16 protein-coding genes are annotated in these 19,343 nt (G+C 61.1%); 5 read left to right on the top strand and 11 right to left on the bottom strand.

All coding sequences use genetic code 11. The features are described from left to right. Positions 1-284: 284 nt before the first annotated feature. From tcyN to TU73_RS00660, 4 genes are all read right to left on the bottom strand, one after another. Positions 285-1,031, bottom strand: a complete 747-nt coding sequence (gene tcyN, locus TU73_RS00645) for an L-cystine ABC transporter ATP-binding protein TcyN (RefSeq protein ID WP_057010538.1) — start codon at positions 1,029-1,031, stop codon at positions 285-287. Positions 1,032-1,034: 3 nt separating this feature from the next. Next, positions 1,035-1,700, bottom strand: coding sequence for a cystine ABC transporter permease (gene tcyL, locus TU73_RS00650; RefSeq protein WP_003187646.1), 666 nt, complete (start codon positions 1,698-1,700; stop codon positions 1,035-1,037). Beyond that, complete coding sequence (gene tcyJ / locus TU73_RS00655; RefSeq protein ID WP_057010539.1) at positions 1,700-2,494, bottom strand: cystine ABC transporter substrate-binding protein; 795 nt, start codon at positions 2,492-2,494, stop codon at positions 1,700-1,702. The genes tcyL and tcyJ overlap by 1 nt, the downstream gene beginning before the upstream one ends. Positions 2,495-2,766: 272 nt before the next feature. Further along, on the bottom strand, positions 2,767-3,762 hold the full coding sequence (locus TU73_RS00660; RefSeq protein WP_057010540.1) for a D-cysteine desulfhydrase: 996 nt from the start codon (positions 3,760-3,762) through the stop codon (positions 2,767-2,769). Positions 3,763-3,928: 166 nt separating this feature from the next. Between TU73_RS00660 and epsC the strand changes: the two genes are divergently transcribed. The 3 genes from epsC (at position 3,929) to mgrA (ending at position 8,394) form a co-directional block, all read left to right on the top strand. Continuing rightward, positions 3,929-4,855 (top strand): serine O-acetyltransferase EpsC, encoded by a 927-nt coding sequence (gene epsC, locus TU73_RS00665; RefSeq protein WP_057010541.1) that lies wholly within the window; start codon positions 3,929-3,931, stop codon positions 4,853-4,855. Positions 4,856-5,254: 399 nt separating this feature from the next. After that, positions 5,255-7,216: a choline transporter BetT gene (gene betT, locus TU73_RS00670; RefSeq protein ID WP_164486656.1), complete on the top strand. Its 1,962-nt coding sequence runs from the start codon at positions 5,255-5,257 to the stop codon at positions 7,214-7,216. 140 nt (positions 7,217-7,356) lie between these two features. Continuing rightward, positions 7,357-8,394 carry an L-glyceraldehyde 3-phosphate reductase gene (gene mgrA, locus TU73_RS00675; protein WP_057010542.1) on the top strand — a complete coding sequence of 346 codons (1,038 nt, stop codon included), beginning with the start codon at positions 7,357-7,359 and terminating at the stop codon, positions 8,392-8,394. A 126-nt stretch (positions 8,395-8,520) separates the two neighbouring features. Here mgrA and tauD read toward each other — a convergent pair whose 3' ends face one another. The 7 genes from tauD to TU73_RS00710 form a co-directional block, all read right to left on the bottom strand. Beyond that, a complete protein-coding gene (gene tauD, locus TU73_RS00680) occupies positions 8,521-9,369 on the bottom strand; it encodes a taurine dioxygenase (protein WP_057010543.1) in 849 nt (282 codons plus the stop codon). A 3-nt stretch (positions 9,370-9,372) separates the two neighbouring features. Then, positions 9,373-10,209, bottom strand: coding sequence for a taurine ABC transporter permease TauC (tauC, locus tag TU73_RS00685; protein ID WP_057010544.1), 837 nt, complete (start codon positions 10,207-10,209; stop codon positions 9,373-9,375). Further along, on the bottom strand, positions 10,206-10,985 hold the full coding sequence (gene tauB / locus TU73_RS00690) for a taurine ABC transporter ATP-binding subunit (protein WP_057010545.1): 780 nt from the start codon (positions 10,983-10,985) through the stop codon (positions 10,206-10,208). Before tauB ends, tauC begins: the two co-directional genes overlap by 4 nt. Before the next feature lie 17 nt (positions 10,986-11,002). Next, complete coding sequence (gene tauA, locus TU73_RS00695) at positions 11,003-11,980, bottom strand: taurine ABC transporter substrate-binding protein (RefSeq protein WP_057010546.1); 978 nt, start codon at positions 11,978-11,980, stop codon at positions 11,003-11,005. 259 nt (positions 11,981-12,239) lie between these two features. Then, entirely contained in the window at positions 12,240-13,823 is a 1,584-nt protein-coding gene (gene gshA / locus TU73_RS00700) for a glutamate--cysteine ligase (RefSeq protein ID WP_057010547.1), read from the bottom strand. A 214-nt stretch (positions 13,824-14,037) separates the two neighbouring features. Further along, on the bottom strand, positions 14,038-14,421 hold the full coding sequence (locus TU73_RS00705; RefSeq protein WP_056847214.1) for a PaaI family thioesterase: 384 nt from the start codon (positions 14,419-14,421) through the stop codon (positions 14,038-14,040). Next, a complete protein-coding gene (locus TU73_RS00710) occupies positions 14,421-16,745 on the bottom strand; it encodes a Tex family protein (protein ID WP_057010548.1) in 2,325 nt (774 codons plus the stop codon). Before TU73_RS00710 ends, TU73_RS00705 begins: the two co-directional genes overlap by 1 nt. Before the next feature lie 358 nt (positions 16,746-17,103). Between TU73_RS00710 and ompR the strand changes: the two genes are divergently transcribed. Together ompR and TU73_RS00720 are read left to right on the top strand one after the other, a co-directional pair. Next, positions 17,104-17,844, top strand: a complete 741-nt coding sequence (gene ompR, locus TU73_RS00715) for an osmolarity response regulator transcription factor OmpR (RefSeq protein ID WP_043047388.1) — start codon at positions 17,104-17,106, stop codon at positions 17,842-17,844. Between the two features lie 117 nt (positions 17,845-17,961). After that, the gene (locus tag TU73_RS00720) at positions 17,962-19,275 is read left to right on the top strand and encodes an ATP-binding protein (protein WP_043047387.1); all 1,314 of its coding nucleotides are present in this window, start codon (positions 17,962-17,964) and stop codon (positions 19,273-19,275) included. Positions 19,276-19,343 lie beyond the last annotated feature (68 nt).

Here is a 19,343-nt window from a genome sequence, read left to right on the forward strand (position 1 = left end):
AGTAGCCGGGATAGGATCCAATCCTCAAGGCGCTAGATAAGAGGGTTGGCCGCATAGCGTCAATGGAGGCAAAAGGCTAAACGGCGGGTTTGAAGATATTCAGAAGGGTCTGACGGGGAGGGGGATTTTAAGGTTGTTACGGCGGGGTATTTTAAGCGCTGGAACGGTAACCCGTTGTAGGAGCGAGCTTGCTTGCGAAGAACGTCAACGATAACGCGGTGAATCAGATTGACCGAGTTGCCTGGGCGTTTTTCGCGAGCAAGCTCGCTCCTACAGAGGGTGGGTCAGTGGGCGAGGAATTTGCTCAGAAACTGCCTGGTGCGCTCTTCCTTGGGGTTGGCGAACAACGCCTTGGCTTCGCCCTGTTCGACGATCACGCCCTTGTCGAAAAAAATTACCCGGTTGGCCACATCCCGGGCAAAGCTCATCTCGTGGGTAACGATGACCATGGTGCGATTTTCTTCGGCCAGGCTGCGGATGGTCGCCAGCACTTCGCCCACCAGTTCCGGGTCAAGGGCCGAGGTGGGCTCGTCGAACAGAATCACCTCCGGCTCCATAGCCAGCGCCCGGGCGATCGCCACGCGCTGTTGCTGGCCGCCGGACAACCGCCGTGGATAGGACGCTTCCTTGCCCGCCAGACCGACCTTGGCCAGTAGCTTGCGACCCAGCTCGGTCGCCGCATCGCGCGGCATCTTCTTGACCACGATCGGGCCTTCGATGACGTTTTCCAGTGCGGTGCGGTGGGGGAACAGGTTGAAGTTCTGGAATACGAAACCCACGTGCTGGCGCAGGCGTCGCACCAGGCCCTGTTGCTGGTTGAGCGGCCTGTTACTGTCGATCTCGATATCGCCCACCTTGATACGGCCGCTGGTGGGTTCTTCGAGGAAATTCAGGCAGCGCAGGAAAGTGGTCTTGCCGGAACCGCTGGGACCAATGATGGCGACTACTTCGCCTTCCTTGACCTCAAGGTCGATGCCGTTGAGCACCACCTGGCCGTTGAATTGCTTGGTCAGTTTTTCAACCACGATCATGCTTCAAGACTCCAGGTCATGCCGGTTGACCCGGTCTTCCAGACGGTTTTGCAGATGCGCCAGGATGCTTGCCAGAATCCAGTAGATCAGGGCCGCGGACAGATACATGGTGAAAATTTCGAAGGTACGCGCCGACACCAGTTGGGCCTGGCGGAACAGCTCCGGCACCTGGATGGTGGCGGCCAGCGCGGTGTCCTTGACCAACGAGATAAAGCTGTTGCCCAGGGGCGGCAGGGCTGTACGCATGGCCTGTGGCAGGATGGCCCGGCGCAGGGTCTGCGCCCGGGTCATGCCGATACTGGCAGCGGCTTCCCACTGGCCACGCTCGATGGAGGCGATGGCGGCCCGCAGGATTTCACAGGCGTAGGCGGCCATGTTCAGCGAAAAGCCGATCATGGCCGCCGGGATCGGATCCAGCTCGATGCCCACTTGCGGCAAACCGTAGTAGATCAGGAACAGCTGCACCAGCAAGGGCGTGCCGCGAAAGAACGACACGTAGACCCTGGCCGTCCAGCTGAGCAACTTGAAGCGCGACAGGCGCATCAGCGCCAGGCCGAAGCCCAGCAGCAAGCCGAAAAACATCCCGCCAAGGCTGAGGATTACCGTGTAGTACGCGCCCTTGAGCAGAAAGGGCGCGGAGTCCAGCGCGAGTTGGAAACCTGCTTCCATTATTGAGTGACGTCAGCGTTGAAGTACTTCTCGGACAGCTTCTTCAAGGTGCCGTCGGCGCGCAGTTTGTCGAGGGCCGTGTTCACCGCGTCGAGCAGTTCAGGCTCGCCTTTGCGCAGGGCGATACCGGATTCCTGACGGGAGAAGGCGTCGCCGGCAGCGGCGGTGTCGGGGGCTTTCTTGGCATATTCCAGGGCGGCCAGGCGGTCGATCAGGATAGCGTCGATACGGCCGATGCGCAGGTCCTGGAACTTGGTCGGGTCGTCGTTGTAAGTCTTGATGATGGCTTTAGGTTGGTTGTCCTTGAGCCATTGTTCGTAGTTGGTGCCCAGGCCCACACCCACTTTCTTGCCGGCCAGGTCGTCGGCTTTCTTGATCGAGTCGACGTTCTTTTTCAGCACCAGCGCCTGGATGCCGGACACGGTGTAAGGCTTGGAGAAGTCGTACTTCTTCTTGCGCTCTTCGGAGATGGTCACTTGGTTGACCACGGCGTCCAGGCGCTTGGATTCCAGGGCGGCGAGGATGCCGTCCCATGGCGTCGCTTGCAGCTTGACCTTGACGCCCAACTCCTTGGCCAGGGCTTCGGACAGCTCCACCTCGAACCCGCTGAGCTTGCCGCTTTCATCGACGAAGCTGAAGGGTGGGTAGGTGCCTTCCAGGCCTATCTTGATCTCGCCGGCCTTCTTGATGTTGCCCAACTGCTCGCCGGCAACCGCCTGGCCCAGCCAGCCGGCGCCAAGTGTCAGGCCCAATGTGCCAACCAGCAGCGTGCGACGCAATACAGAAATAGTCATGGAGAGCCCCTGTGTTTTTATGGTGAGCGAAGCAGGTGACGCGGTAGTCGTATCCTGCCCTAAAGCGCGAAGCGCGTCTTCGCCTTTGGCGCGATGATAAGGTGGGTTTTTAAGTCTTGAAAATAATAAAAATACAATTTCATATTCTTTTTGGAAATATGTACGGCTTGTGTGGGAGCTGGCTTGCCTGCGATTGCAGTGTGTCAGTGCCAAGTTTCTGGCTGATCTAACGCAATCGCAGGCAAGCCAGCTCCCACATCGACCGTATTCAGTCAGTTGAATACTGAGTCATAGGCAAACAACGCTGGCGCCCCGCCGGTATGCAGGAAAATGATCGGCCCCTCTTCAAAGCGCTGGCGCCCGATGCCGTCGAGCAAACCGGCCATGGCCTTGCCGGTATACACCGGGTCCAGCAACAGACCTTCCTGGCTGGCCAAAAGTTTGATCGCAGATAGGGTGCCAGCATTCGGCTCGCCATACCGAGGGCCGAAATACTCATCCCACAAGGTCACCTTGAAGGCGTGGGGAATGTCCATGCCGAGCAACTCGGCAGTGCGTTCGGCCAGGCCCTGCACCTTGGGCAATTGCGCTTGCTCGGTACGCGACACCGTGATGCCGATCACCGGCAATTGCGGCAGTGCTTCGCTCAAGGCCAGAGCCAGGCCGCTGTGGGTACCGGCACTGCCGGAGGCGAGCACCACGGCGGCGAATTCAATGCCGCTGTCTTCAATCTGCGCGGCCAACTCCAGCCCGGCACGCACATAGCCCAAGGCGCCGAGGGCATTGGAGCCGCCGATCGGCACCAGGTACGGTTTCTTGCCATTGCTGCGCAGGCGGTCGGCGAGGGCGTTGAGTTGGTCGTCGGCGTTGTCGAGGTTTTCCACCAATTCCACTTTGGCGTCGAACAGGTCCAGGAGCAGGCGGTTACCGTTGCCCAGGTAGTTGAGGTTTTCGGTGCCGATGGGGTTTTCCAGCAGGGCTACGCAACCCAGGCCGAGCTTGGCGGCCAGCGCGGCGGTCTGGCGTACGTGATTGGATTGGATGGCGCCGGCGGTGACCAGGGTATCTGCGCCCTGGGCGATGGCGTCGGCCGCCAGATACTCGAGTTTGCGCAGCTTGTTGCCGCCCATGGCCAGCGGCGTGGTGTCATCGCGTTTGACGTAGATGTCCCTGCCCAGCCAGGCCGACAGCCGCTCGAGCTTTTCCAAAGCGGTAGCACCGCCGAGCAGTTCCAGACGGTTAAAACGGTCAAGCTGTTGTTTGATCATGGCTACGCACGGTGACTGAGTGATGTGGAGGACTATAGGCAGGCACTTTTCATCGGGCAACTGCCAGTTGCTTATGAACAATAGTTCTTAGTCTCATACCATTGGTTCTTAAGAGCCGCCAGATCCATACCGTAAAGTGATGGCCATTTCGTCAGGAGTGAATACCGTGAGTGAGCGTTCCAGTCATTGGCAATTGCAGACCATCGTCAGCCAGCTGCGCGGCGCCCGCGACCAGTGGCGCACGCGCAACGGGCGCTTGAGTGGCGAGCATGGTGGCCGCGAGTTGCCGTCCCGCGAGGCAGTGGCGCAGATCCTTGAAGCCTTGTGCGGCGCACTGTTCCCCATGCGCCTGGGCCCGGTGGACCTGCGCGAGGAAAGCGAAGATTTCTATGTAGGGCACACCCTCGACGTGGCGCTCAATGCCTTGCTCGCCCAGGCGCGCCTGGAGTTGCGCTACGCCGCACGCCAGGGCGGTGAGGATGCTGGTGAAGTCGATGCCCTGGCCATTCGCCTGATCCAGGATTTCGCTCTGGCGCTGCCATCCCTGCGCAGCCTGTTGGACACCGACGTACTCGCCGCCTACCACGGCGACCCGGCCGCCCGCAGTGTGGATGAAGTGCTGCTGTGCTACCCGGGCATCCTGGCGGTTATCCACCATCGCCTGGCTCATCATCTATACCGGGCCGGTTTGCCGCTGCTGGCGCGAATCAGCGCGGAAATCGCCCACTCGGCCACCGGAATCGATATCCACCCCGGTGCGCAGATCGGCCCGAGCTTCTTTATCGACCACGGCACGGGCGTGGTGATTGGCGAGACGGCGATCATCGGCGAGCGGGTGCGCATCTACCAGGCTGTGACACTGGGCGCCAAGCGCTTCCCGGCGGACGAGGATGGGCAGTTGCAGAAAGGCCACCCGCGTCACCCGATCGTTGAGGATGACGTGGTGATTTATGCCGGGGCGACGATCCTGGGGCGGATTACCATCGGCAAGGGTTCGACCATTGGCGGTAATGTGTGGCTGACCCGCAGCGTGCCGGCCGGGGCGAATATCACCCAGGCGAACTTGCAGCATGATGATGGGGCGCAGAAGTAATACCTGAGTAGACACCCATCAGTGTGGGAGCTGGCTTGCCTGCGATAGCGGTGTATCAGTCAACAGATGGGGGGCTGACCCACCGCTATCGCAGGCAAGCCAGCTCCCACATTTCGAATGTATTTCAACGTGGGGTCGCTGAACGATTTGCCTTCTTCATCCGTCATACCAATCCTTGAGCTAGTGTAGAAATCACCTACCATTCGGCCCTGCAATTAGTCCCACACCGCCTATTCATGTTTAACTTGAACGTTCGTTCAAGTTAAACCCGGTGGTTCGCTGCCCGCTCACAACAGGAGGCTTACCTTTGCTGAGTCCGTTATTTACAGCCACATCCCACACCCTAGGGGTGCATCGTTCATGAGTGCATCGTCCACCCCATCCAGCGGCCTGGTGCGCATGAATGCGCCCGTTTTCTACTTTGCCGCGACTTTTATCCTGCTGTTTGGCATTACCGTCATCGCTATCCCGCAACAGGCCGGTGCCTGGCTGCTGGCGGCGCAAAACTGGGCGGCCAATACGGTCGGCTGGTACTACATGCTGGCGATGACCCTGTATCTGGTCTTCGTGGTGGTCACCGCGCTATCGGGCTACGGCAAGATAAAACTCGGTGCCGACCACGACGAGCCCGAATTCAGTTACCTGTCCTGGGCCGGCATGCTGTTCGCCGCCGGGATCAGCATCACGCTCTTCTTCTTCTGCGTCTCGGAGCCGTTGACCCACTTGGTGCAACCGCCCCAAGGCGAAGCGATGAACGCCGATGCGGCCCGCCAGGCCATGCAGGTGCTGTTCCTGCACTGGGGCCTGCACGGCTGGGGCGTGTTCGCGTTTGTCGGCATGGCCTTGGCGTATTTCGCCTACCGGCATAACCTGCCTTTGGCATTGCGTTCGGCGCTGTACCCGCTGATCGGCAAGCGCATCAATGGCCCGATTGGTTACGCAGTGGATGGTTTCGGCATCATCGCCACGGTGTTCGGCCTGGGTGCCGACATGGGCTTTGGCGTGTTGCACCTCAACTCCGGCCTGGACTACCTGTTTGGCATTGCCCATACCCAGTGGATCCAGGTGGGCCTGATCACCCTGATGATGGGCGCGGCGATCATTGTTGCCGTGGCCGGTGTCGACAAAGGTGTGCGGGTGATGTCCGACATCAACATGCTGCTGGCCTGTGCGCTGCTGCTGTTCGTGTTGTTTGCCGGGCCGACCCAGCACTTGCTCAATACCCTGATCCAGAACATCGGTGACTACCTGGGCGCATTGCCCACCAAGAGTTTCGATGTGTATGCCTACGACAAGCCAAGCGACTGGCTGGGCGGCTGGACGGTGTTCTACTGGGCCTGGTGGATCGCATGGTCACCGTTCGTGGGCCTGTTCATCGCCCGTATTTCCCGTGGCCGCACCATCCGTGAATTCGTGTTCGGCGTGTTGTTGATCCCACTGGGCTTCACCCTGGCGTGGATGTCGATCTTCGGTAACAGCGCCATCGACCAGGTGCTCAACCATGGCATGGTCGCACTGGGCCAGTCGGCCATCGATGATCCGTCGATGAGCCTCTACCTGCTGCTGGAAACCTACCCGTGGAGCAAGACCGTCATCGCAGTCACGGTGTTTATCAGTTTTGTGTTCTTCGTGACCTCGGCGGACTCCGGCACCGTGGTGCTCTCCACCCTGTCGTCCAAAGGCGGCAACGCCGATGAAGACGGGCCGAAGTGGCTGCGGGTGTTCTGGGGCGCGATGACCGCGCTGGTCACCAGTGCCTTGCTGTTTGCCGGCAGCATCGATTCGCTCAAATCAGCGGTGGTACTAACCTCGCTGCCGTTCTCGCTGATCCTGCTGCTGATGATGTGGGGGCTGCACAAGGCGTTCTATCTGGAGTCGCAAAAGCAGATCGCCCAGTTGCATTCGCTGGCGCCGATTTCGGCTTCGCGCAAAGGCCGTGGCGGCTGGCGCCAGCGCCTGAGCCAGGCCGTGCACTTCCCGTCGCGCGATGAGGTGTATCGCTTCCTCGAATCGACGGTGCGCCCGGCCATCGAGGAAGTGACGGCGGTGTTTGTCGAGAAGGGCCTGAATGTGGTCACTCAGCCTGACCCTTCCAACGACAGCGTCAGCCTGGAAATCGGGCATGGCGAGGAGCATCCGTTTATCTACCAGGTGCAGATGCGCGGCTACTTCACGCCGTCGTTCGCCCGCGGTGGCATGGGCTCCAAAGAGATCAACAACCGCCGCTATTACCGGGCGGAAGTGCACTTGAGCGAGGGCAGCCAGGACTACGACCTGGTGGGCTACACCAAGGAACAGATCATCAACGACATCCTCGACCAGTACGAGCGGCACCTGCAGTTCCTGCATCTGGTGCGCTGAGTAATATGCGGTAAACCGTTCCTCTCAAGTAGGCCTTTGCTGTAAAAGGAAGAGGCAGACTTAAGCGATTCAGCTGCTTAAAAGGCCTGGGAATACTGATATTCCCAGGCCTTATTTGCCCCAGCTCAAGAGAGGATTCGATGACGTACATTGCTGCCGAAAACCGCTATGAATCTATTCCTTATCGCCGCGTAGGTCGCAGTGGATTGGTGCTGCCAGCATTGTCCCTGGGGCTGTGGCACAACTTTGGCGACAGCACCCCGATCGACACCCAGCGCGCTCTGCTGCGCACGGCGTTCGACCTGGGCATCAACCATTTCGACCTGGCCAACAACTACGGCCCGCCCTATGGCAGCGCCGAGATCAATTTTGGCCGCTTGCTGCGCGAAGACTTCAAGCACTATCGCGACGAATTGATCATCTCCAGCAAGGCCGGCTGGGACATGTGGCCCGGCCCGTACGGCCAGGGCGGTGGTTCGCGCAAATACGTATTGGCGAGCCTGGACCAGAGCCTGCAACGCCTGGGCGTCGATTATGTGGATATCTTCTACTCCCACCGTTTCGACCCCGACACGCCCCTGGAAGAAACCGCCAGCGCCCTCGCCACCGCCGTTCAGCAAGGCAAGGCGTTGTATATCGGCATCTCCTCCTACTCCGGGGTGAAGACCCGCGAAATCGCAGCCTTGCTCAATGAGTGGAAGGTGCCGCTGTTGATTCATCAACCGGCCTACAACCTGCTCAACCGCTGGGTGGAAAAAGACCTCTTGGACACCACCGAAGAGCTCGGTGCCGGGGTGATCGCCTTCACGCCGCTGGCCCAGGGTTTGCTCACTGATAAATACCTTAATGGCGTACCGGCCGATGCGCGGGTCAACCGTCCGGGTGGCGGCTCGTTGCAGGCCCGGCACCTGTCCGAAGCCAACATCGCCCACGTGCGCGCACTGAATGAAATCGCCAAGCGCCGTGGCCAGAGCCTGGCTCAGTTGGCGTTGGCGTGGACATTACGTGACCCACGGGTGACCAGTGCGCTGATCGGCGCAAGCCGGCCGGAGCAGATTATCGAGAACGTCGGGGCGTTGCAGAACCTGAGCTTCAGTGCTGAGGAACTGGCGGAGATTGATCGGTTTGCGCAGGAGGGTGGGATTAACCTGTGGGAAAAACCGTCCACCGCCGAATAAGCTGCCGCACTCGGTAAATGTGGGAGCCGGGCTTGCCCGCGATAGCGGTTTTTCAGCCAATAGTGCAGTGGCTGAACCACCGCTATCGCAGGCAAGCCAGCTCCCACAGTTGATCTGCGCTGGATTCTAGAACGGCACATCCCCAAGAATCGTCGCCCGGTGCATCACCCGCCGCTGCGGCCGGTAGTCGTCCACGGCGTAATGCTGGGTAACGCGGTTATCCCAGAACGCCACGTCATTCTCCTGCCAGCGCCAGCGAATGGTGAATTCCGGGCGGGTGGCGTGGGCGAACAGTAGCTTGAGAATTGCCTCGCTTTCGGCTGGTTCCAGCTCATTGATTCGGGTGGTGAAGCCGTCGCTGACGAACAGCGATTTACGCCCACTTACCGGATGCGTGCGCACGACTGGGTGCGATAGCGGCGGGTTTTTCTTGCGGGTTGCCTCCCAGCGCACGAGGTCCTCGGCGGTGTTGCCAAAGCGCTCCATTGGGAACGACTTGGTGAAATCGTGTGTGGCGGTGAGGCCATCGAGCAAGCCCTTTAACGGCTCGGACAACGCCTCATACGCCGCAATCCCGCTGGCCCACAACGTATCGCCACCGTGCGCCGGCAACACTTTGGCGCTGAGCACCGCGCCCAGGGCAGGCGTAGGCAGGAAGGTCACGTCGGTATGCCACACCGCGTTATCACGCACATCCGTGACGGCGGTGTCGAGGATCAGCACTTCGGGCTGTTCCGGTACGTTGGGGTAGATCGGGTGGATGTGCAGGTCGCCGAAGTGCGCCGCGAACCGCGCTTGCTGCTGCGGGGTGATTGCTTGCTCCCGGAAGAACAGTACCGAGTGGCTGAGCAGCGCCTGCTCAATGGCATCGCGATGTGCCTCGCTCAGCGGCTGGGTGATATCGACGCCACTGATCTGGGCGCCCAGGGCGGTGCTTAATGGGGTAACGGTCAGGCTGCTCAATTGAGTTCTCATCACTTAGTGTGCCTGGCCGTGCCATGGCACTAATTTACGCTGCAGGGCGCGCAGGCCCATTTCCATGGCGAAGGCGATCAGGGCGATGACCAGGATCCCCAGCACCACCACATCGGTGACCAAAAACTGCGCCGCCGACTGCACCATGAAGCCCAGGCCGCTGGTGGCCGCGATCAGCTCGGCGGCGACCAGGGTCGACCAACCCACACCCAGGCCGATGCGCACACCGGTGAGGATATCGGGCAGGGCGCTGGGCAGGATCACATGGCGAATCAACTGTGCACGGGTGGCACCCAACGACTGCGCGGCCCGCAGTTTGGCCGGGTCGACGGTACGCACGCCGGTTGCGGTGGCGATGGCAATCGGGGCGAAGATCGCCAGGTAGATCAGCAGCACCTTGGACAGCTCGCCGATGCCGCACCAGATCACGATCAGCGGCAGGTAGGCCAGGGGCGGAATCGGCCGGTAGAACTCGATCAGCGGATCGAGAATGCCGCGGGCGATACGGTTGGCACCGATGGCAATCCCCACCGGTACGGCGGTCAGCACCGCAAAGCCCAAGCCCAGGCCGATACGGCTGAGGCTCGCGCCCAGGTGCTGCCACAAGGTGGAATCCATGTAGCCGGTGGTTGCCAGCAGCCAGCCTTTTTGCAGCACGGCGGACGGTGGCGGCAGGAATAGAGGTTCGATCAGGCCAGTGGCGGTCACCGCCCACCAGAGGGCGAGCAGGGCGACCAGGGTCAGGATGCTGATCCAACGCGTGCTCAGGCTGCGGCGTACCGGGACAGTGGCATGCGCCACCGGATTGCTGGCCGTGGCGGGAAGTTCGTAGCTGCTCATGCATGCACCTGCCGTTGCGAGAACACTTTACCCAGCACGTGTTCGCGGGTTTCGATAAATCGCGGGTCGGACTTGATCGCCCGGGCCGACTCCCCGGCGGCATAGCGTTGGCCGAAATCCAGCTGCAGGCGTTCGACGATCTGGCCGGGGTTGGGTGCCAGCAGGATCAGGTCCGTGGCGAGGAACACCGCTTCTTCAATGTCATGGGTAATCAGGAATACCGGCTTGGCGGTGCGCCGCCAGACTTGCAGCAGCAGCTCTTGCATCTGTTCGCGGGTGAAGGCATCCAGGGCGCCGAAGGGCTCGTCCATCAGCAATACCCGCGGGTCTGCCGCCAAGGCACGGGCCAGGCCGACGCGTTGCTTCTGGCCGCCGGAGAGTTGCCAGACGCGGCGGCTGTCGAAACCGGCCAGGTCAACCAGGGCGAGCATTTCACGGGCGCGGATTTCGCGCTGCGCCTTGGGCACGCCGGCCAGTTCGAGGCCGAAAGCCACATTGGCGAGCACGTCCTGCCAGGGCAGCAAGGCATCGTCCTGGAACACCACGCCGCGTTCGGCGCTGGGGCCTTTGACCGGCACACCGTCAAGGGTGATGCGCCCGGCAGACGGTTCGACGAAACCGGCAATCAGGTTCAACAACGACGTCTTGCCACTGCCGGACGGGCCCAGGGCAACCAGCAATTGCTGGGGCCCAAGTTCCAGTGAAATATCGGACAGTACCGGTTCCGGGGCGCCTGGGTACTGTGCGCTGATGCGCTCCAGTTGTAGCAAGGCCATCGCTGTGAACTCCTGGGTCAGTTGGTAATGAACTTGGCGCTGACATAAGGGGCGTAGTCGGGCAGCACGGCATCGACCTTGCCCTGTTCCTTGAGGAACGCAGCGGTGTCGGTGACGGCCTTGGTGGTCGGTGCGCCCAGCAGGGTGACCTGGTCAGCGGCCAGCGGGTAGACGTTACCTTGCAGCAGCAACGGGATATCGCTGGCCTTGGCGCCGGAGAGTTTCACCAGTTTGTCGACGTTGCCTGTGTCGGCAAGCCAGGCTTGTGGGTCTTTGCGGTAGGCGGCGTAGGCATCCAGGGTGACCTTGGCGAAGGCGGTGACGATTTCCGGGTGCTTCTCGGCGAAGTCTTTGCGCACAATCCAGGCATCGAAAGTCGGCGCGCCGAACTTGGCCAGCTCGCCGGAGGTGATCAGCACCTTGCCGTTTTCCTTGGCTACGCCCAAGGCGGGATCCCACACGTAGGTGGCGTCGATATCACCGCGCTTCCAGGCGGCGATGATGGCCGGCGGGGCGAGATTGAGGATGGTGACTTTAGCCGGGTCGATGTTCCAGTGTTTGAGCGCAGCCAGCAGGCTGTAGTGGCCGGTGGAAACGAAGGGCACGGCAATCTTTTTGCCGATCAGGTCCTGTGGGCTATTGATCCCCGAACCGTTACGCACCACCAGCGCTTCGGCGCCGCCGATCTGGGTGGCGACCAGGAAGGTTTGCACCGGCACCTTACGGGTTATCGCGGCGGTCAGCGGGCTGGAACCCAGGTAGCCGATCTGGACGTCACCGGAAGCGATGGCGGCGATGATGTCGGCACCGTTGTCGAATTTGCGCCAGTCGATCTTGGCACGGGTGGCTTTTTCATAGGCGCCGTCGGCTTGGGCGACTTTGGCCGGGTCGACGGTGGTCTGGTACGCAATGGTCACATCCGCCGCCTGGGCAAACAGGCTGGCACCGGCCAGGGACAACGCGGCCAACAGGCGCAGAGGGGTCGGCAGTTTCAAGGGGAAGCTCCTCATTCAGGCGGCCGAGGGTCGGCGTGTGAGGAGACTAAATGATCTAAGAACTCGAAAATAAATAACCTTTTCGAATTAGCTTATGAGGGGAAATGGCGAAGCCCGTTTTCAGACTGGCAAAATAATGTGGGAGCTGGCTTGCCTGCGATAGCGGTGTATCAGTCAACAGGTGGGTTGCTGACCCACCGATATCGCAGGCAAGCCAGCTCCCACACAAGCCAGCTCCCACAGGGGAGCGAGCCTGAGGTTAGTTGCTGATGGCGAGGATGCTTGCCTGGTACGACCCGACAAACACATCGAAATCGCCCACTTCGTTCTGCTCCAGCTCCGCCTGTTGCGCCAGTGACGCACGGGCCAGTTCTTCAAAGCGCGCTTGTTCCTCAGCCGCCAAAGGTTCTTTGCGGAAGTATTCGGCATGTACTTCGCTTTGATGCAGGGAGAATTGCGCAAAACTCTCCTTGCGCTCGGCCATCGCCGCCAGCACCTGGGCCGATGGCGTCAGGGACGAATCCTTGACCTTGGCCAACTGGGCGTCCAGCGCCTCGCTGTGTTCGGTGATGCCATGGCTCTCATCGAGCAGGGCGGCCAGGGGGGCAATCTTCTCCAGCAACTCGGCAGCCCACGCCTTCATGTCCACCGCCTGGCCTTCACGTTGCAATTGCAGGCCAGGACGGCGACCTTCCTTGACCACGCTGAGGAAGTTGGATGTGGCATTGCCACATTCGTTATTGGCGAACAGAGGGCTGTCGTTCAACGCGCAATACAGCAGGAACGCGTCGAGGAAACGCGACTCCGGCAGGTCGATGCCCATCGGCAGGAACGGGTTGATATCCAGGCAGCGTACTTCGATGTACTGGATACCACGGGCCATCAGCGCCTGGATCGGCCGCTCGCCGGTGTAGGTCACGCGCTTGGGGCGGATGTTGGAGTAGTACTCGTTTTCGATCTGCAGGATGTTGGTGTTGAGCTGCACCCACTCACCATCCTTGTGCGTGCCGACTTCGACGTATGGCGCGTAGGGCGTTGCCACCGCTTCGCGCAGGCTGTCGGTGTAGCTGGCCAAATCGTTGTAGCACGGCGTCAGGCCGGCCTGGGCGTTGCTCTGGTAACCCAGGTCGCTCATGCGCAGGCTGGTGGCGTAGGGCAGGTACAAGGTTTCGGCGTCGAGCACTTCCAGCTGGTGCGAACGCCCGCGCAGGAAGCCGGCGTCCAGGGCCGGCGAGGCACCGAACAGGTACATCAGCAGCCAGCTGTAGCGACGGAAATTGCGGATCAGCGCGATATAGGCGGTGGACTGGTAGTCGCGGTCGGTGCCGACAAATCCTTCGGCTTCCTTGAGCAATGGCCACAACTGTTCGGGCAGGGAAAAGTTGTAGTGGATGCCGGCGATGCACTGCATGGTCTTGCCGTATCGCAGGGCCAGGCCCTTGCGGTACACGTACTTGAGCTGGCCGATATTGGAGGTGCCATAGTAGGCAATCGGAATATCTTCCTCGGCCGGCAACGGGCACGGCATCGAGGGGCTCCACAGGTACTCGTTGCCCAGCTTGCTATAGGCAAAGCGATGGATCTTGTCCAGGCTGCCCAGGGTATCGGCCGGGTCGGGCAGGGCTGGGGTGATGAACTCCAGCAGCGATTCCGAATAGTCGGTGGTGATCTGTTCGTTGGTCAACGCAGCGCCCAGGGCTTCAGGGTGTGGCGTTTGCGCCAGGCGACCCTCGCTGGTGACGCGCAGGCATTCACGCTCGATGCCGTGCAAGCACTGCTCTAGCAGGGAGAGGTGTTCGCGCTTGCCGAGCAGGGCCAGGCGGCGGTTGAGAAGTTCGCTCAAGTTGGATTCCTTCACGCGTCAGTCGCCCCAATATGGGGGTGGGCAAGACGGTCTACAAGGGTGAAGTTGAAACTGGCGTGATCGCCTGGTTCTGAGTCGATTTAACCCGCTCTGAATATGCCTACTTCACTCCATGAATTGGGCTACAGCGCAGCGAGAAAATTCCGACGCTGTTATCGCAGCGCCGAAATTAACTCAAATCGAGGGTGGGGAGCTATAGGACAGCGAACGTGCCCTGCGCTTTTGCGACAAGTCTTTCGCCTTGGTACACGTCGGCTTCGACCACCAAGGTGCGCCGTCCGGTGTGGATCACCCGGCTGGTGCAAAGCACCTCACCGTCCTCCACGGCGCGGATATAGTTGATCTTGCACTCGATGGTGGCGCTCTGTTGGTCGAACCCGTGGGCGCTGGAACAGGCCAGGCCCATCGTAATGTCCACCAGGCTGAAAATCGCCCCGCCATGGAGCTTCCCCGCGCGATTGCGCAGGTGCGGCTCCAGGGTCAGGGCCACCTCGGCAACGCCTTCGTCCAGGCGCTGCAGGCGGCAGCCGATCAGTTCGCTGAACGCGCTCTGGGTCAAACCGGCCGGGATTTGCATCAGCGTTTCTTCAGCTGTTTGGCGTTGGCAAACAACGATGCCATGGCATTGTTGCTCGGTGCGGCCGTCGCGGTTTCCTTGCGTGGCGCGTTGTTCTGCGACTGGCGCGGTGCCGAGCCCGGGCGCGCGCCTCGGGCGCCGTCGATCTTCTCGCCAGGGGTATCGCTCATGCGCATCGACAGGCCAACGCGCTTGCGCGGGATGTCGACTTCCATGACCTTGACCTTGACCACGTCACCGGCTTTCACTGCTTCGCGTGGGTCCTTGATGAATTTCTCCGAAAGCGCGGAGATATGCACCAAGCCGTCCTGATGCACACCGATATCCACGAACGCGCCGAAGTTGGTCACGTTGGTCACCACGCCTTCGAGGATCATGCCCGGTTGCAGGTCCTTGAGGTCTTCGACACCGTCCTGGAACTCGGCGGTCTTGAACTCCGGGCGTGGGTCGCGACCAGGTTTTTCCAGCTCTTGCAGGATGTCGGTGATGGTCGGCACGCCAAAGGTTTCGTCGGTGTACTTCTTTGGATCCAGGCGCTTGAGGAACGCGGCATCGCCGATCAGCGAACGGATATCGCGATCGGTCTCAGCGGCAATGCGCTGCACCAGCGGGTAGGCTTCCGGGTGAACTGCCGAGGCATCCAGCGGGTTGTCGCCGTTCATCACGCGCAGGAAGCCGGCAGCCTGCTCGAAGGTTTTTTCACCCAGGCGTGCGACTTTTTTCAGCGCGGCGCGGGTTTTGAACGCGCCGTTCTCGTCACGGTGGCTGACGATGTTCTGCGCCAGGGTGGCGTTGAGGCCGGAAATGCGCGCCAGCAGCGCCACGGAAGCGGTGTTCACGTCCACGCCGACGGCGTTTACACAGTCTTCCACGACCGCATCCAGGCCGCGTGCCAGTTTCAGCTGCGACACGTCGTGTTGGTACTGGCCGACACCGATGGATTTAGGGTCGATCTTCACTAGCTCGGCCAACGGGTCTTGCAGGCGACGGGCGATGGAGACGGCGCCACGGATCGACACGTCGAGGTCCGGGAACTCCTTGGAAGCCAGCTCCGACGCCGAGTACACCGAAGCGCCTGCCTCGGAGACCATGACCTTGGTCATCTTCATGGCTGGGTATTTCTTGATCAGTTCGGCGGCCAGCTTGTCGGTTTCACGGCTGGCGGTGCCGTTGCCGATGGCGATCAGGTCCACCGCGTGCTTGGCGCACAGGGCGGCAAGGATCGCCAGGGTCTGGTCCCATTTGTTATGTGGCACGTGGGGGTACACGGTGGCGTGGTCCAGCAGCTTGCCGGTGGCGTCGACCACGGCGACCTTGCAACCGGTACGCAGGCCCGGGTCAAGGCCCAGGGTGGCACGCGGGCCGGCCGGTGCAGCCAGCAGCAGGTCGTGCAGGTTGTGGGCGAACACGTTGATCGCCTCGGTTTCGGCGCCGTCGCGCAGTTCGCCGAGCAGGTCGGTTTCCAGGTGAGTGTAGAGCTTGACCTTCCAGGTCCAGCGCACGACTTCACCGAGCCACTTGTCCGCAGGACGGTTCTGATTCTGGATGCCGAATTGTTGAGCGATCATGCCTTCGCACGGGTGCATGGCGCCCGGTAGCTCGTCGCCGACTTTCAGCGAGGAGCTGAGAATACCTTCGTTGCGACCGCGGAAAATCGCCAGGGCGCGGTGGGACGGCATGCTTTTGAGCGGTTCGTCGTGCTCGAAGTAGTCGCGGAACTTGGCGCCTTCTTCCTCTTTGCCGGTGATTACACGGGCGCTGAGGATGGCTTCCTGCTTCAGGTAGGTACGCAGTTTTTCCAGGAGGCTGGCGTTTTCGGCGAAGCGCTCCATGAGGATGTACTTGGCGCCTTCGAGGGCGGCCTTGACGTCGGCGACGCCTTTTTCCGCGTCGATGAAGCGAGCGGCTTCGCTTTCCGGCGTCAGCGACGGATCGTTGAACAGGCCATCGGCCAATTCACCGAGGCCGGCTTCCAGGGCGATTTGACCCTTCGTACGACGTTTCTGTTTATACGGCAGGTAAAGGTCTTCTAGGCGGGTCTTGGTGTCCGCCAGTTTGATGTCGCGTTCCAGTTGAGGGGTCAGCTTGCCCTGTTCCTCGATGCTGGCGAGGATGCTGATACGCCGTTCGTCGAGTTCTCGCAGGTAGCGCAGGCGCTCTTCCAGGTGCCGCAGCTGGGTATCGTCGAGGCTGCCGGTCACTTCTTTTCGGTAACGGGCGATGAAAGGCACCGTGGAGCCTTCATCCAGTAGAGCGACGGCCGCCTCGACCTGTTGTGGGCGTACACCGAGTTCCTCGGCGATGCGGCTGTTGATGCTGTCCATAAAACCACCTGAAATTCTTAAAATCAGCTCGCCAGCCCGTAAAAACAAGGCCTGGCAAGGCTGGTTGAGCGGCCCGACTGGCGCCGCTGCCTGGGTCAAGAGGCTGCCTATTGACCCTCGAAATCGAAAAAGTCACGACAAGCGGGTAAAAAAAGCCCGGCAGCAAACGGTAACGATCTGACGTTGCCCTGCACGGAGGCGCCGCATTATAACCAGCGTTCTGCCCTTGGGGGCTACTGCGCCGCAGGTGGTAGGGGCGTGGGTTCGCTGGCAGTAGATGAAAAATCTGCTAACAATGCACACGGTGCGTATAACGGCAGCTACGCCATAATGCGCGCCGAGATAAGAGGAGCATCCAATGAGCAGCACCGCACAAACTGCTGAAGGCGAAAAAATTCTCATCGTTGATGACGATCCGGGGCTGAGCAGCCTCCTGGAGCGGTTCTTCAACTCCAAGGGCTACCGTGCCCGCGCGGTGCCGAACACCGAGCAGATGGATCGCCTGCTGGGGCGTGAAGTGTTCAACCTGGTCGTACTTGACCTGATGTTGCCCGGCGAAGACGGCCTCACTGCCTGCAAGCGCCTGCGCGGTGCGAACAACCTGATTCCGATCATCATGCTCACCGCCAAGGGCGATGAGCTGAGCCGTATCAAGGGCCTTGAACTGGGCGCTGACGACTACCTGGCCAAGCCGTTCAACCCTGACGAGCTGATGGCGCGGGTCAAGGCTGTATTGCGTCGCCAGGCAGCACCTGTGCCGGGTGCACCGGGCAGCGAAGACGAAAGTGTCACCTTTGGCGACTACGAGCTGTCCCTGGCCACCCGCGAGCTCAAGCGCGGCGAGGAAGTGCACATGCTCACCACCGGCGAATTCGCGGTGCTCAAGGCCCTGGTGATGAACGCTCGCCAGCCGCTGACCCGTGACAAGTTGATGAACCTGGCCCGTGGTCGGGAGTGGGACGCCCTGGAGCGTTCCATCGACGTACAGATCTCCCGACTGCGCCGGATGATCGAGCCGGACCCGTCCAAGCCGCGGTACATCCAGACGGTGTGGGGTGTGGGTTATGTGTTCGTGCCGGATGGCACCGCTACCAAGTGACCGATGATTTGCAGGGGCGGGTATCCTGACGTTTGACTCCATGAGGGTCGACGGGATGCCCGGCGTCTGCAATTCTGCGAGCGCCGTTCGTTCCTGCAAGGTGTGCAGCTTTCATCTATGAAAACCCCGCTGTGGTTCCCGCAAAGTTTCTTTTCCCGCACCCTTTGGCTGGTGCTGATCGTCGTTCTATTTTCGAAGGCGCTCACGCTGGTTTATCTGTTGATGAACGAAGACGTGCTGGTGGATCGGCAGTACAGCCATGGCGTCGCCCTGACGTTGCGTGGTTATTGGGCTGTAGACCCTGAGAACCGGGAAAAAGTGGCCAAGGCGTCGACCTTGACCCGGGTTGACGGGGCAGGCGTGCCGGAAGGCGAGCAACATTGGCCTTACAGCGAGATCTACCAGCGCCAGATGCAGGCCGAACTGGGAGCCGACACCGAGGTGCGCCTGCGTATGCATGTTTCGCCTGCACTGTGGGTACGAGCGCCGAGCCTGGGGGATGCCTGGATCAAGGTTCCGCTGTACCCGCACCCGCTGCGTGGGCAGAAGATCTGGAACGTACTGGGATGGTTCCTGGCCATCGGCTTGCTTTCAACAGCGTCCGCGTGGATTTTCGTCCGTCAGCTCAACCAGCCTCTCAAGCGCCTGGTGTTTGCCGCCCGCCAATTGGGCCAGGGGCGCAGCGTGCGCCTGCCGGTCAGCGACACGCCCAGTGAAATGACCGAGGTGTACGGCGCCTTCAACCAGATGGCGGAAGATGTCGAACAGGCTGGGCGCGAGCGGGAGCTCATGCTGGCGGGGGTGTCCCATGACTTGCGTACGCCGTTGACGCGACTGCGCTTGTCCCTGGAGTTGATGGGCGACCATACCGACCTGACCGATGACATGGTCCGTGACATCGAGGACATGGACGCCATTCTCGACCAGTTCCTGGCGTTTATTCGCGATGGGCGTGACGAGGTGGTGGAAGAAGTCGACCTGACGGACCTGGTGCGTGAGGTGGTTGCGCCCTATAACCAGAACGGCGAGCAGGTGCGTATGCGTCTGGAGCCGATCCAGCCATTCGCATTGCGCCGGGTGTCGATGAAGCGCCTGCTGAACAACCTGATCGGCAATGCCTTGCATCATGCCGGTTCCGATGTGGAAGTGGCGGCGTATGTCTCGGGTGACAGTACTGCCCCTTACGTAGTGCTGAGTGTGATGGACCGGGGCGCGGGGATCGACCCGGCTGAGCTTGAGGGGATCTTCAACCCCTTCACCCGTGGCGACCGTGCCCGGGGTGGCAAGGGCACCGGCCTGGGCCTGGCGATCGTGCGGCGGATTGCGTCGATGCATGGCGGGAATGTGGAGCTGCGCAACCGTGAGGAAGGCGGTCTGGAAGCGCGGGTGCGCTTGCCGCTTGGGCTGATGTTGCCTAGAGATGCGGTCTGACTGGTGACATAAATCAAATGTGGGAGGGGGCTTGCCTCCTCCCACATTGGTTTTATGTCGGGCCTAAA

Origin of the sequence: Pseudomonas libanensis (assembly GCF_001439685.1) — a bacterium.
Classification (GTDB): domain Bacteria; phylum Pseudomonadota; class Gammaproteobacteria; order Pseudomonadales; family Pseudomonadaceae; genus Aquipseudomonas; species Aquipseudomonas libanensis.

What these genes read in the sequence shown, in the direction of transcription:
- tauB (WP_057010545.1), bottom strand. Translation starts at nt 10,985, where the DNA reads ATGGCCTTGCTACAACTGGAGCGCATCAGCGCACAGTACCCAGGCGCC.
- TU73_RS00710 (WP_057010548.1), bottom strand. Translation starts at nt 16,745, where the DNA reads ATGGACAGCATCAACAGCCGCATCGCCGAGGAACTCGGTGTACGCCCA.
- tauC (WP_057010544.1), bottom strand. Translation starts at nt 10,209, where the DNA reads ATGAGCAGCTACGAACTTCCCGCCACGGCCAGCAATCCGGTGGCGCAT.
- TU73_RS00705 (WP_056847214.1), bottom strand. Translation starts at nt 14,421, where the DNA reads ATGCAAATCCCGGCCGGTTTGACCCAGAGCGCGTTCAGCGAACTGATC.
- tcyL (WP_003187646.1), bottom strand. Translation starts at nt 1,700, where the DNA reads ATGGAAGCAGGTTTCCAACTCGCGCTGGACTCCGCGCCCTTTCTGCTC.
- betT (WP_164486656.1), top strand. Translation starts at nt 5,255, where the DNA reads ATGAATGCGCCCGTTTTCTACTTTGCCGCGACTTTTATCCTGCTGTTT.
- tcyJ (WP_057010539.1), bottom strand. Translation starts at nt 2,494, where the DNA reads ATGACTATTTCTGTATTGCGTCGCACGCTGCTGGTTGGCACATTGGGC.
- tcyN (WP_057010538.1), bottom strand. Translation starts at nt 1,031, where the DNA reads ATGATCGTGGTTGAAAAACTGACCAAGCAATTCAACGGCCAGGTGGTG.
- TU73_RS00660 (WP_057010540.1), bottom strand. Translation starts at nt 3,762, where the DNA reads ATGATCAAACAACAGCTTGACCGTTTTAACCGTCTGGAACTGCTCGGC.
- ompR (WP_043047388.1), top strand. Translation starts at nt 17,104, where the DNA reads ATGAGCAGCACCGCACAAACTGCTGAAGGCGAAAAAATTCTCATCGTT.
- TU73_RS00720 (WP_043047387.1), top strand. Translation starts at nt 17,962, where the DNA reads ATGAAAACCCCGCTGTGGTTCCCGCAAAGTTTCTTTTCCCGCACCCTT.
- mgrA (WP_057010542.1), top strand. Translation starts at nt 7,357, where the DNA reads ATGACGTACATTGCTGCCGAAAACCGCTATGAATCTATTCCTTATCGC.
- tauD (WP_057010543.1), bottom strand. Translation starts at nt 9,369, where the DNA reads ATGAGAACTCAATTGAGCAGCCTGACCGTTACCCCATTAAGCACCGCC.